This is a genomic window from Pantoea sp. CFCC18177 (assembly GCF_059412425.1).
Genome location: NZ_JBNBPL010000011.1, coordinates 113,825 through 127,290 on the forward strand (window position 1 = coordinate 113,825; position 13,466 = coordinate 127,290).

Sequence of the window (13,466 nt, forward strand, 5' to 3'; positions counted from 1 at the left end):
GTAGATACCGGCTTCAATAGTGAATAACCCATGCGTTTATTCACTTTTTCTCTTGGTCGACCTCATACAAACTGATGATGAAATCGCGCTGAGCCTTGTTAAGCCTCCATCCAGAAAAGGGATCGGGTTTATTTCTCAACAGCACGACGGGAGAAATGTCTTTATTTTCGATTGGGCGAGCACAAATCAGATGGAATGCGACAAACCCTTTTTTAGACATTTTTGCTTCCCCGACGGAGTAGATTAAACCAGAGCCATTTCAGGATTTTTCAAGCAAATCAGACAAATAGACACCACTCCAGTGATACCCTTGCATGCCGTAAATCTTCTTGTGTGCCAGCAGGTCAATGTGCGACTGGTTTTCAACTCCCTCGACGATGACGCCATCGCATAATTCGTTTAGGTGGTTGAGCAGCGTGTCAAAGATGTGACCGTCGCCAAATTGCCAAAAAAAATCTTTGTCAATCTTGACGATTTCAAATATTCCGCTATCAAGCATGGTCAGGTTGGAATAACCCGGACCAAAGTCATCAAGCCATAAAGGGGCGGATGTCACCTTCGCGACACCTTTTAATATCAGGAGATCGGCGCTGTTAAATCGCGCGGTGAAAAATGCGGAGATCTCTAAACGCATCAGCGTAAGTTGAGCCAGTTTTTCTTGAATTTCAGTATCTTTGAAAATACTGGCTACGATATCTCGATCCACATTGACACTAATGACCTGCTGAAACCCCTTCTGGTATAGCTGAATAAGTTTTTCGATCTGGTGGAGGAATAACTGCCATTTTTCGTCAGCAGGAAGCCGACTGAAGAACCCTGCATCCCTGTGTGGGTTACGTTTATTATTAATATCTGCATCATCTGCAAAACGTGTTAACAACTCCCACGCAATTAGCTCGCCGGATATACTGTGAACGGGCTCCAGCAAGAAAATGTATTGTGGTTGAGCGCTCATTTCACCTCCCCCTCCGCAACTGGCTGATACGCCTGAAATGTCAGGTTTTCTCATGAAAGAAGTAAGGGAAACATCGATAAAACTTAACACGTTAACTGAAGCCTAACGTACAACTTACACTTTGAAAAATAGATTTCAGTGAACCAAAGATGAAACTTCAATAGATAAAAACTATCAATATCTCACGTAAATTTCTTTTAGTTTCACAAAACGATCAGATAATTCCTAGAAAAATTTAAGTTAAGGCCTTCCTTGACATATCAAGAAATAATTAATTCATTGATTTTAAACAATTTATAAGAAGTCAACGAAGTTGTTTTTTTATTTTTACCCTAAAATGCATTTTATTTCATTCAGAATGCATGATTCCAATAAGTGTCAGAAAATATAGTTACACAAGGGTACTATTAAGATCTTAATGTTTAAATTTTGATTATACATAGCAAAGAAAACATAACAGTTTTACAGGCTAATCCCTCAGAAATCAGTAGTTAAAGCAGGGTTATTGTGCGCCAAAGCGCAGCGGCATTTTTTCTTTATTAAAAAAATGAAGGAGATAGATAAACGCATTTGAAAGGCGTGTTTAATCGGGCAGGTTAAGATTTATTGAGGGTGATGCTTGTCACATTTTAAATAAAAGATCAGGGCAATAAGAAAATTAAATGAAGGAAAATAAAACGGGCCCTAAAAAGGGCCCGTTTCGAGAGGATTAAACCTTACTCATCTTCGAGGTAAGTGTAGCCATATAACCCACTTTCGAACTCTTCAAGGAACTGCGCACGCAGACCTTCTTCGATGTCCTTTTGCTGCGTCACCTGATCGCGGAACAGGGTCATCAGATCGTTCGGGTTCAGTTGTACATACTGCAGCATATCGGCCACCGTATCGCCTTCATCCGACAGCTGCACTTCTACGCTGCCGTCAGGGAAAGCAAACACATCGACCGCTTCGGTATCACCAAACAGGTTGTGCATGTTGCCGAGGATTTCCTGATATGCACCCACCATAAAGAAGCCAAGCATCGGTGGGTTATCGATGTCGTACTCTGGCATCGGCATGGTGGTAGCAATACCGTCGCCATCCACGTAGTGATCGATGGTGCCATCCGAGTCACAGGTAATATCGAGCAATACGGCACGACGCTGAGGAATCTTATTCAGTCCTTCCAGCGGCAGTACCGGGAACAGTTGGTCGATACCCCATGCATCCGGCATCGACTGGAACAGCGAGAAGTTGACGTAAATCTTATCCGCCATACGCTCCTGCAGCTCGTCGATGATCGGACGGTGGGCACGGTTGCTGGGGTCAAGATGCTGCTGGATATAGTGGCAGATGCTGAGATAGAGCTGCTCTGCCCAGGCACGCTGACCCAAATCGTAAGTACCGGAAGAGTAACCGGTATGGATATCAAACAAGTCCATCTGGCTGTCGTGCAGCCATTCACGCAGCGAGCGACGCACGTTTGGCTCATGCATCTCCTGCCAGGTATCCCACAGACTTTGAATCGGACGCGGCGAATCCACATCCGGCGCTACAGGCGTGCTGAATTCGTTGCGCTCTACACCAATGATGTTGGAAACCAGTACGGTGTGGTGCGCGGTAACAGCACGGCCCGATTCAGTGATTACCGTAGGATGCTCCAGACCATGCTCTTCACAGGCATCGCCAATTGCCCAAATGACGTTATTGGCGTATTCGTTCAGACCATAGTTGACCGAGCAATCAGACTGCGATCGGGTGCCTTCGTAATCGACACCTAAACCGCCGCCGACATCGAAACACTTGATGTTGACACCCAGCTTGGCTAACTCGACATAAAAGCGTGCCGATTCACGCACGCCGGTGGCGATATCGCGAATGTTCGACATCTGCGAACCAAGATGGAAATGCAGCAGTTGCAAACTATCGAGGCGGCCCGCTTTGCGCATAATGTCCACCAGCTGCAATACCTGCGAGGCGGCCAGACCAAATTTGGACTTTTCGCCACCGCTTGACTGCCATTTACCGGAACCCTGCGAAGCCAGACGAGCACGGATACCGAGGCGCGGGATTACGTTGAGGCGCTCGGCTTCCTCCAGTACCAGACGCACTTCAGTCATCTTCTCGATCACCAGGTAAACCTTGTGACCGAGCTTTTCACCAATCAGCGCCAGACGAATGTATTCACGGTCTTTATAGCCGTTACACACGATCACCGAACGGGTCTTACCGGCGTGCGCCAGCACGGCCATCAGCTCGGCTTTAGAACCGGCTTCCAGCCCCAGCGGCTCACCTGAGTTGACCAGGGATTCGATAACTCGTTTATGCTGGTTCACCTTGATCGGATAAACCAGGAAGTAGTCACCTTTATAGCCGTAAGATTCACGTGCGCGTTTAAAAGCGGCGTTAATCGAACGCAGGCGGTGCTGCAAAATCTGCGGGAAGCAGAACAACGCAGGCAAACGCTGGCCATCGGCTTCACGTTCTTTTACCAGCTTAGCCAAGTCAACGCGCACTTCCGGTTGGTCCGGATCGGGGCACACGCTGATGTGCCCCAGCTCGTTGACGTCATAATAGTTATTACCCCACCAGGCAATATTGTAGGTACGCAGCATTCTGCTCGCTTCCTGATCGTTCATCGCCACCTCCTGCATTGAGCGGAGTACACCCTGTTCGCCAGCTGACGAACCCTTGATATTCTTCATGTCGTCAGACATCACGAACCTCAATTTTCCGTTGAAAAATGAAACAGTTGCCGGGTTTTTCTGTGGTCATTCCGGGTAAACATTTCCCCATCCTACTGAACTCCGGGTATCGGGTAACCCAGTACGTTGCTGACTCTAAGTGTAAAACACTGCGCCGACGTCAGTAAAAAACCGGCCGTAAAGCCAGGAATTTTCAAGACGCATGTCGAGTGAAACACAGCAACGGGAATGTGGGAATAGCTTAGCCGGCGCTCGTGTCGGGATAATGACCACAACACACAAAACATCGACGAGAGAAAAGAACAGAACTGGATTGGGGAAGCAGCGGCGTTTTATACAGCCTGACAGGTAAAAATGCAAAATCTTTGTCTGGAATCTGTGGAAGGTGTCAGGAAATTATTCCACTGAGTCGCTTGTGTAAACGTGCGGTATCTGAAAAAGCACTGGAAAAGTGCTCACTGAGTAACCTAGAATAGCCGTCCAGATGGTTTTCCATCTAAACTGGTTAACATCCAGGCGGTGTCGATGACATACATCAACACTCCCTACTGCTCGCGGCTTTGCCTGAAGGGGCGTCGAGTCGGCCTGGTCCACTTACGCTATGCAGTCGAATTCAAACCATTTGTAAGGTAAAGAACAGAATGGCTAAACACCTATTTACATCTGAGTCCGTATCAGAAGGACATCCTGATAAAATTGCAGACCAAATTTCCGATGCGGTGCTGGACGCGATCCTCGAACAGGATCCGAAAGCACGCGTGGCCTGCGAAACTTACGTGAAGACCGGTATGGTGCTGGTTGGCGGTGAAATCACCACCAGCGCATGGGTTGATATCGAAGAAATCACCCGTAATACCGTACGTGAAATCGGTTATGTCCATTCCGATATGGGCTTTGATGCGAACTCTTGCGCCGTACTGAGCGCGATTGGTAAGCAGTCTCCTGACATCAACCAGGGTGTTGACCGTAGCGATCCGCTGGAGCAGGGTGCGGGCGACCAGGGCCTGATGTTTGGTTATGCGACCAACGAAACCGACGTGCTGATGCCCGCACCGGTAACCTATGCACACCGTCTGGTGCAGCGCCAGGCTGAAGTGCGTAAAAATGGCTCACTGCCATGGTTGCGCCCGGATGCGAAAAGCCAGATCACCTTCCAGTACGATGGCGGCAAAATTGTCGGTATCGATGCCGTGGTGCTGTCAACTCAGCACGCTGAAGAGGTGACCACCGCCGATCTGCGTGAAGCGGTAATGGAAGAGATCATTAAGCCGGTTCTGCCTGCTGAGTGGGTCAACGCCAGCACCAAGTACCACATCAACCCAACTGGCCGTTTTGTTATCGGTGGCCCAATGGGGGACTGCGGTCTGACCGGTCGTAAAATCATTGTTGATACCTACGGCGGTATGGCACGTCACGGTGGCGGTGCTTTCTCAGGTAAAGATCCATCGAAAGTTGACCGTTCAGCCGCTTACGCTGCGCGTTATGTCGCGAAAAATATCGTGGCTGCAGGCCTGGCCGATCGTTGCGAAATTCAGGTGTCTTACGCCATTGGCGTTGCTGAGCCGACCTCCATCATGGTGGAGACCTTCGGTACTGAGAAAGTCTCTACCGAACAGCTAACCCTGCTGGTGCGCGAGTTCTTCGACCTGCGTCCATACGGTCTGATCCAGATGATGGATCTGCTGAAGCCAATCTACAAAGAGACTGCCGCTTACGGTCACTTTGGTCGTGAACACTTCCCATGGGAGCAGACTGATAAAGCTGCTCAACTGCGCGAAGCGGCTGGCCTGTAATCAGCATATTCCCTCTCCCACCGGAGAGGTTGAAGAGATGCCCGTACATTGTGCGGGCTTTTTTTTTGCGTCCATTCACAACATTGTGTTAACGATTACATTTTGAAATTCTTTTATTTTCGGTTATTTAGAGAATGTTCAGCATAGTTATTACTATTAAAATGCGTTATTTTCAGCGTCGTCTGATAGCCGATATTTAGAGTGATGTCAGAAACTTAAAGGGTGCTATACCTTACTGGTTACGTAACTATTTCAGGCGGAAAATGCTGGATTGCAGGGTTACAGCGCGTGTAACCGATTACACTGATGTGATCGTTCTCACTTTTTTCCGTCGGCAGGTTTCATAACATTGATAAAAACAATGATAGATAAACTTCGGAGGCATTATGCCTGGTAATACTCATAAGAGCAGAACATCGAACAAGATGATGACCTTGTTTGTCTGCTTCTTAGCGGCTCTGGCCGGCCTGCTGTTTGGCCTGGATATCGGCGTTATCGCTGGTGCCCTGCCCTTCATCGCAAAAGATTTCAACGTCACCGCGCACCAGCAAGAGTGGATCGTAAGTTCCATGATGTTTGGTGCTGCTGTGGGCGCTGTGGGTAGCGGTTGGATGTCTTCCCATCTTGGCCGTAAAAAAAGCCTGATGGCCGGAGCCATCCTGTTCGTCATCGGTTCGCTGTGGTCTGCCATGGCAACGAATCCTGAGATGCTGATTGCAGCACGTGTGGTTCTCGGCCTGGCCGTGGGCGTCGCGTCTTACACCGCACCGCTGTACTTGTCTGAAATCGCGCCAGAAAAAATTCGTGGCAGCATGATTTCGCTGTACCAGTTGATGATCACCATCGGTATTCTGGCGGCCTATCTGTCTGATACCGCCTTCAGCGATGCAGGCGCATGGCGCTGGATGCTGGGCGTGATCACCATCCCGGCGATTCTGCTGCTGGTCGGAGTGTTCTTCCTGCCCAACAGCCCACGCTGGCTGGCGGCGAAAGGCGATTTCCGCAGCGCAGAACGCGTGTTAGCGCGTTTGCGTGACACCAGCGAGCAGGCTAAACGTGAGCTGGATGAAATTCGTGAAAGCCTGAAGATCAAACAGTCTGGCTGGCAGCTGTTCCAGAGCAACGGCAACTTCCGCCGTGCGGTGTTCCTCGGCGTATTGCTGCAGGTGATGCAGCAGTTCACCGGTATGAACGTCATCATGTACTACGCGCCAAAAATCTTTGAGATTGCTGGCTTCGCCAACACCACACAGCAAATGTGGGGCACGGTGATTGTGGGTCTGGTGAACGTGTTAGCCACCTTTATCGCCATCGGTCTGGTGGATCGCTGGGGTCGTAAACCGACGCTGGTGCTGGGCTTTATCGTCATGGCAGCAGGTATGGGCATCCTCGGCACCATGCTGCATATCGGCATCAACTCGGCTGCTGCACAGTACTTCGCGGTTGCGATGCTGCTGATGTTCATCGTTGGTTTTGCGATGTCTGCTGGCCCGCTGATCTGGGTACTGTGTTCTGAAATTCAGCCGCTGAAAGGTCGCGATTTTGGTATCACCGTGTCTACCGCGACCAACTGGATCGCGAACATGATTGTTGGTGCCACCTTCCTGACCATGCTGAACACCCTGGGCAATGCACCGACCTTCTGGGTGTATGCAGGTCTGAACGTGTTCTTTATCCTGCTGACCGTGGCGCTGATTCCAGAAACCAAAGGTGTGTCGCTGGAGCACATTGAGCGTAACCTGATGTCAGGTAAAAAACTGCGTGATATCGGCCAGAAATAAGGCTGATTGAGCTGAACAAGGGCTGCCAGATGGCGGCCCTTTTTTATGCGAAAAATCGCGCTCAGTTGATTCGGCGATAACAACCCCTTATCCTCCCCAACATGAAAACACCTCGCCTCCCCATCGCGCTCCAGCAAGCCGTGATGCGCTCACTGCGCCACTTTTTGCAGCTCGCCAATGAAAAGCTGGAACGTCACTATGACGAGCCAAAGCTGGTTTATCAGCAGCGCGGAACCGCGGCGGGTACCGCATGGCTGGAGAAATGGGAAATCCGCCTCAACCCGGTTTTATTGCTGGAAAATCAGCAGCCTTTTATCGATGAAGTGGTGCCACACGAACTGGCGCACCTGTTGGTGTGGAAAACCTTTGGTCGCGTGCCGCCGCACGGCAAAGAGTGGAAATGGATGATGGAGAGCGTGCTCGGTGTGCCGGCACGCCGCACACACAAGTTTGAAATCGCCTCAGTGCGCAGTAACACCTTCCCCTATCGCTGCGGCTGCCAGCAACATCAGCTCACGGTGCGTCGTCATAACCGCGTGCTGCGCGGTGAGAGCGAATATCGTTGCGTGCAGTGCGGTACACTACTGCAACCCGGTGAATTTACAGCACGTTAGTCCGCAAATCTGATATCCCCTCCCCTGCCATTCTGTTACCCTGCCGCCTTTTTCTGCACCAGGTTAATTTTTGGAATATGTCTCGCAAAACGCTGTTGTTACTCTCCTTATTAGTCGCGCCCATCAGTGCATTCAGCCTGAGTTTCTCCAACTACCATCAGAACAACTTCCAGCAGGCCAAAGTCGCCGCCGCACAGATTAATGCGGATGCGCCAGCGGATTTTTACTGCGGCTGTAAAATCAGCTGGCACGGCAAGAAAGGCGTGCCCGATCTCAGCAGCTGCGGCTACAACGTGCGCAAAAATGCCAACCGCGCCGAACGCATTGAGTGGGAACATGTGATGCCGGCGTGGGAGTTTGGCCATCAGCGCCAGTGCTGGCAAAACGGCGGGCGCAAAAACTGCAGTAAAGATGCCGATTACCGCCGCATCGAAAGCGATTTGCATAACCTGCAACCGGCGATTGGCGAAGTGAATGGCGATCGCAATAACTTCCAGTACAGCCAGTGGAACGGCGGCGACCCGCAATATGGTCAGTGCTCAATGAAGATCGATTTTAAACAGAAGCTGGCGCAGCCGCCGGAGCGCGCACGCGGCGCCATCGCCCGAACCTACTTCTATATGCGTGACCAGTATCAGCTGCGTTTATCACGCCAGCAAACCCAGCTGTTCACCGCCTGGAACAAGCAGTACCCAGTGACAAAGTGGGAGTGCGAGCGCGATAACCGCATTGCGCAGGTACAGGGAAATCACAACCCCTATGTACAACAGGCTTGCCAGCGCTAAAAGCGCTACCCTACACTAGCTTTTTTTCCGATTGCGCCGTGTCCAATGACACGGCATAACGCTGGCAGGAACCGCATGCGTATACCTCGCATTTATCATCCCGAATCTCTTGAAGTTAACAGCGAAGTCTTCCTCGATGAAGATGCCGCCAACCACGTCGGGCGCGTGCTGCGCATGACCGCCGGTCAACAAATTGAGCTGTTTGATGGCAGTAATCTGACTTTTCGCGCTGAAATCACCCAAGCGGATAAAAAGCGTGTAAAAGTAAACATCCTTGCCAGTCAGCCTGATGACCGTGAATCTCCACTACATTTACACCTCGGACAGGTGATGTCGCGCGGTGAGAAAATGGAATTCACTATCCAGAAATCGATCGAACTCGGTGTGAACGTGATTACACCCTTGTTTTCTGAGCGCTGCGGCGTAAAGCTGGATGCCGAACGGCTGGCGAAGAAGATTCAGCAATGGCAGAAAATCGCGATTGCCGCCTGTGAACAGTGCGGTCGTAATCGTGTGCCAGAAATTCGCGAGGCAATGACATTAGAGGCGTGGTGCGCCGAGGAAGACAGCGGTCTGAAGCTGAATCTGCATCCGCGTGCCAGCCACAGCATTAACACGCTGCCGCAACCTGTGGAGCGTGTTCGTCTGCTGATTGGGCCAGAAGGCGGCTTGTCCGCAGATGAAATTGCCATGACCGCACAGCAAGGTTTCACCGATATCCTGCTCGGTCCGCGCGTGCTGCGCACCGAAACTACGGCACTCACCGCCATTACGGCACTTCAGGTGAGGTTTGGCGACCTTGGTTAAGCGATAATTTAATTGGCTGCCCTAAATAATCCATGTTGCGGGAAGGCGGCAAACGAAAGAATCCCTGGGAGCATACACCAGTATGTGACTTGGGTGAGTGAAGGCAGCCAACGCACCTGCGGCTTGAAGTATGACGGGCAGTCCCCCTTTTAGGAGAGAATAATGATTAAGCTTGGCATCGTTATGGACCCAATTTCGTCCATCAACATTAAAAAAGACACCAGCTTCGCCATGTTGCTGGAAGCACAGCGCCGTGGTTACGAAATTCATTACATGGAGATGGGCGATCTCTCCCTGCGTGGCGGTGTGACCTATGCCCGCACGCGTCTGCTGAGCGTCGAGCAGAGCTATGACAAGTGGTACGAGTTTGGCAGCGAGCAGGTGATCCCGCTGGCTGACCTGAACGTGGTACTGATGCGTAAAGATCCGCCGTTCGACACCGAATTCATCTATGCGACCTACTTACTGGAACGTGCGGAAGAGCAAGGTACGCTGATCGTCAACAAACCGCAGAGCCTGCGTGACTGTAACGAGAAGCTCTATACCGCTTGGTTTGCCGATCTGACGCCTGATACGCTGGTGACGCGCAATAAAGAGCAACTGCGTGCATTCTGGCAGGAGCACGGTGATGTGATCCTCAAGCCATTAGATGGCATGGGCGGCGCATCAATCTTCCGCGTGAAGCAGGACGATCCTAACTTTGGTGTGATCACCGAAACCCTGACCAACCACGGGCAGAACTTCTGCATGGCGCAGAACTATCTGCCTGCCATTAAAGACGGCGATAAGCGTGTATTGGTGGTGGATGGCGAACCGGTGCCATATTGCCTGGCGCGTATTCCACAGGGCGGCGAAACCCGTGGTAACCTTGCTGCGGGTGGCCGTGGTGAAGCGCGCCCATTAAGTGACAGCGACTGGGAAATTGCCCGTCGTGTCGGCCCCACCTTGAAAGCCAAAGGGCTGATTTTTGTCGGACTGGACATCATTGGTGATAAACTCACCGAAGTTAACGTTACCAGCCCAACCTGCGTGCGTGAAATCGAAGCGGCTTTCCCCATTTCGATCACGGGCATGCTGATGGATGCCATCGAGAAACGTTTGGGCTGATGTCAACGGCGTGTAAGCGCCGTGAGAACCCAAAACCGACGTGGCTGCGGCTACGCCGGTTATTTTTGGTATACGAGTGATAATGAATTTACAGCACCATTTTTTGATTGCGATGCCGTCGCTGCAGGATCCGCTCTTCAAACGCTCGGTGGTGTATATCTGCGAGCACAATGAGGACGGTGCCATGGGCTTGATCGTGAATAAGCCGATGGAAAATCTGACTGTCGAAGGCATCCTGAAGAAGCTCAAAATCAGCGCGACCGATCGCGATCCTGCCATCAAACTGGACAAGCCGGTATTTTCCGGTGGTCCGCTGGCGGAAGATCGTGGCTTTATCCTGCACTCTGCCCAGAAAGTTTACTCCTCCAGCATCCGTATTTCCGATAACACCGTGATCACCACATCGCGTGATGTGCTGGAAGCAATAGGAACTTCATCGCAGCCAGACAACGTGCTGGTGGCGTTGGGATACTGTGCCTGGGAGAAGGATCAACTGGAAAACGAGCTGCTGGAAAATGCCTGGCTGACCACGCCTGCTAACAGCAACATTCTGTTCCAGACGCCGATTGCCGAACGCTGGCGTGAAGCCGCGCGCAGCATGGGTGTGGATATCCACAATATGACCAGCGATGCAGGACACGCCTGATGGCCAGTGAAACTCTGCTGGGATTTGATTTTGGCACCAAAAGCATCGGCGTTGCCGTGGGCCAGCAGCTAACCGGCACCGCACGCGCGTTGACGGCGCTGAAAGCGCAGGATGGCACACCAGACTGGAATCAGATTGAGAAACTGCTGAAAGAGTGGCAGCCAGATTATGTGGTGGTGGGTTTACCGCTGAATATGGATGGCACCGAACAGCCGTTGACGGTGCGCGCACGTAAGTTCGCGAACCGTTTGCATGGCCGTTTCGGTGTGCGCGTTGAACTGCAGGACGAGCGACTGAGCACCGTTGAAGCCCGCGCCGACCTGTTTGAACGTGGCGGTTTTCGTGCCCTGCAAAAAGGTCAGGTTGATTCACAATCAGCAGTGATTATTCTGGAAGATTGGTTCGATACGCACTGAGCCAAAACTCGGTACGCATTAATGGACTCAGTGCGCATAAATGCGCACCCTACAATGCATTGGCGCGTTTTACGTAGGGTGCGCATTCATGCGCACCTGCATACATATGCAAATTAATGCTTAACTGAGCGGCATTACGCCATTCATGGCGACCATCCCATCTAAATTAGTCCCGACTGCCGCCGTTCCTGTTCGCTTTGCGCAAAAGTCTGCATACCCGATTGCGCGCCGGTTTGCAGCACGCCGGGTAGCTGATGCATCTTCCCTTCACGAATCAAATTCACCACCGCAGGCGTCGCCACCAGCACCTCAAACAGCCCTATTCGCCCGCCCTCGATGGTTGGCACCAGTCGCTGCGCCAGCACCGCTTTCAGGCTCCCCGCCAGTTGGGTACGCACCAGATTCTTCTCTTCGGCAGGAAACACATCCACAAGACGATCCACCGCCTGTGCCGCTCCACGCGTATGTAAGGTTGCCAACACCAAGTGTCCAGTTTCGGCTGCGGTCAACGCCAGACGAATCGTCTCACTGTCGCGCAACTCCCCCAACAGAATCACATCTGGGTCTTCTCGCAAAGCCGCTTTCAACGCCTGTTGAAACGAGGCGGTGTGCGTGCCGACTTCCCGTTGCTGAATCAGTGAGCGTTGGCTGTGATGCACAAACTCAATCGGATCTTCCAGCGTAATGATATGGCGCGCTTGTTCGCGGTTAAGGGCATCCACCATCGCCGCAAGCGTGGTGGATTTGCCACTCCCGGTGGCACCGGTAATTAAAATCAGCCCTTCTTCCAACTGCAGCAATTGCTGCACCACGTCAGGAAGCTGCAGGCTGGTGATATCGGGCGCTCGGCTGGCAATCAATCGCAGAGCCAGCGATAAGCCCTGCCGCTGCATAAACATATTGGCACGCAGCCTGACGCCGCTTTGTAGGGTGATGGCGAAATCGACGTGTCCGTTCTCTTCCAACTCTTCTTGTTGCACACCACTCATCCACTGCTCAATAAACGCGTCCAGCCAGTCAGCAGCCAGTTCGCCCTGCTGAGGAATCGGCTCCAGCTGGCCTTGCCGTCGCCAGTGTGGCAAAAGTCCGCTGCAAAGGTGCAGATCGGCGGCGTTATGCTTTACACTAAGGGCCACTACTTCATCCAAATCCATTTAACTTCTCCTGACTATGACTTCCATTGAGCACAACTTACAGCAAGTGCGTGAGCGCATCGCCGCCGCTGCCGCACGTTGCGGTCGCGCGCCAGAAGAAATTACCCTGCTTGCAGTGAGTAAAACTAAACCTGCGAGCGCCGTCGCAGATGCTATCGCTGCCGGGCAGCTCGCCTTCGGTGAAAATTACGTGCAGGAGGGGGTTGAAAAAGTGGCTGAGCTGGCCGCACATCCTGATCTGCAATGGCACTTTATCGGGCCGCTACAATCCAATAAGAGTCGCCTGGTGGCGGAAAACTTTGCCTGGTGCCACACCGTTGACCGCCTGCGTATTGCACAGCGTCTTAACGACCAGCGTCCGGCAGCACTGCCACCGCTTAACGTGTTAATTCAGGTAAATATCAGTGACGAGAACAGCAAATCTGGCATCATGCTGGAGGCCGTTTCAGAGCTGGCTCAGCAGATCGCGGCACTGCCGCATTTGCGCTTGCGGGGATTGATGGCAATTCCGGCACCAGAATCAGACTATGATCGTCAGTTGGCCGTCTGCCAGCAGATGGCGAGCGCGTTTCACGCCCTCAAACAGGATTACCCTGACGTCGATACGCTTTCTCTGGGAATGAGCGACGACATGGATGCGGCAATCGCCGCTGGCAGCACCATGGTGCGCATTGGCACCGCCGTTTTTGGCGCGCGGGATTATGCGCGACCTTCACAACAATAA

13 protein-coding genes are annotated in these 13,466 nt (G+C 51.9%); 9 read left to right on the forward strand and 4 right to left on the reverse strand.

Annotated features, from left to right (window positions below):
* Positions 1 to 40: 40 nt before the first annotated feature.
* From ACPUC8_RS13485 to speA, 3 genes are all read right to left on the reverse strand, one after another.
* A complete protein-coding gene (locus ACPUC8_RS13485) occupies positions 41 to 220 on the reverse strand; it encodes a hypothetical protein (RefSeq protein ID WP_494926503.1) in 180 nt (59 codons plus the stop codon).
* Between the two features lie 39 nt (positions 221 to 259).
* On the reverse strand, positions 260 to 955 hold the full coding sequence (locus ACPUC8_RS13490) for an EAL domain-containing protein (protein ID WP_494926504.1): 696 nt from the start codon (positions 953 to 955) through the stop codon (positions 260 to 262).
* A 716-nt stretch (positions 956 to 1,671) separates the two neighbouring features.
* The gene (gene speA, locus ACPUC8_RS13495) at positions 1,672 to 3,651 is read right to left on the reverse strand and encodes a biosynthetic arginine decarboxylase (RefSeq protein WP_072214935.1); all 1,980 of its coding nucleotides are present in this window, start codon (positions 3,649 to 3,651) and stop codon (positions 1,672 to 1,674) included.
* Between the two features lie 629 nt (positions 3,652 to 4,280).
* Between speA and metK the strand changes: the two genes are divergently transcribed.
* From metK to ruvX, 8 genes are all read left to right on the forward strand, one after another.
* Positions 4,281 to 5,432: a methionine adenosyltransferase gene (metK, locus tag ACPUC8_RS13500; RefSeq protein ID WP_039337079.1), complete on the forward strand. Its 1,152-nt coding sequence runs from the start codon at positions 4,281 to 4,283 to the stop codon at positions 5,430 to 5,432.
* Between the two features lie 386 nt (positions 5,433 to 5,818).
* Positions 5,819 to 7,213, forward strand: a complete 1,395-nt coding sequence (locus tag ACPUC8_RS13505; protein WP_039337080.1) for a sugar porter family MFS transporter — start codon at positions 5,819 to 5,821, stop codon at positions 7,211 to 7,213.
* A 101-nt stretch (positions 7,214 to 7,314) separates the two neighbouring features.
* Positions 7,315 to 7,827 carry a SprT family zinc-dependent metalloprotease gene (locus ACPUC8_RS13510; RefSeq protein ID WP_058969097.1) on the forward strand — a complete coding sequence of 171 codons (513 nt, stop codon included), beginning with the start codon at positions 7,315 to 7,317 and terminating at the stop codon, positions 7,825 to 7,827.
* A gap of 77 nt (positions 7,828 to 7,904) precedes the next feature.
* On the forward strand, positions 7,905 to 8,612 hold the full coding sequence (endA, locus tag ACPUC8_RS13515) for a deoxyribonuclease I (protein ID WP_494926505.1): 708 nt from the start codon (positions 7,905 to 7,907) through the stop codon (positions 8,610 to 8,612).
* 75 nt (positions 8,613 to 8,687) lie between these two features.
* Positions 8,688 to 9,419 (forward strand): 16S rRNA (uracil(1498)-N(3))-methyltransferase, encoded by a 732-nt coding sequence (gene rsmE, locus ACPUC8_RS13520; protein ID WP_039327297.1) that lies wholly within the window; start codon positions 8,688 to 8,690, stop codon positions 9,417 to 9,419.
* Between the two features lie 162 nt (positions 9,420 to 9,581).
* Positions 9,582 to 10,526: a glutathione synthase gene (gshB, locus tag ACPUC8_RS13525; RefSeq protein ID WP_494926506.1), complete on the forward strand. Its 945-nt coding sequence runs from the start codon at positions 9,582 to 9,584 to the stop codon at positions 10,524 to 10,526.
* A gap of 82 nt (positions 10,527 to 10,608) precedes the next feature.
* Positions 10,609 to 11,172: a YqgE/AlgH family protein gene (locus ACPUC8_RS13530; protein WP_058969092.1), complete on the forward strand. Its 564-nt coding sequence runs from the start codon at positions 10,609 to 10,611 to the stop codon at positions 11,170 to 11,172.
* The gene (gene ruvX / locus ACPUC8_RS13535; RefSeq protein WP_494926507.1) at positions 11,172 to 11,588 is read left to right on the forward strand and encodes a Holliday junction resolvase RuvX; all 417 of its coding nucleotides are present in this window, start codon (positions 11,172 to 11,174) and stop codon (positions 11,586 to 11,588) included. Before ACPUC8_RS13530 ends, ruvX begins: the two co-directional genes overlap by 1 nt.
* A 161-nt stretch (positions 11,589 to 11,749) precedes the next feature.
* On the opposite strand, the gene ACPUC8_RS13540 is transcribed toward ruvX, so the two are convergent.
* A complete protein-coding gene (locus ACPUC8_RS13540) occupies positions 11,750 to 12,742 on the reverse strand; it encodes a type IV pilus twitching motility protein PilT (RefSeq protein WP_494926508.1) in 993 nt (330 codons plus the stop codon).
* Positions 12,743 to 12,758: 16 nt separating this feature from the next.
* Here ACPUC8_RS13540 and ACPUC8_RS13545 point away from each other — a divergent pair, with 16 nt between their 5' ends.
* Positions 12,759 to 13,466: a YggS family pyridoxal phosphate-dependent enzyme gene (locus ACPUC8_RS13545; RefSeq protein ID WP_039327282.1), complete on the forward strand. Its 708-nt coding sequence runs from the start codon at positions 12,759 to 12,761 to the stop codon at positions 13,464 to 13,466.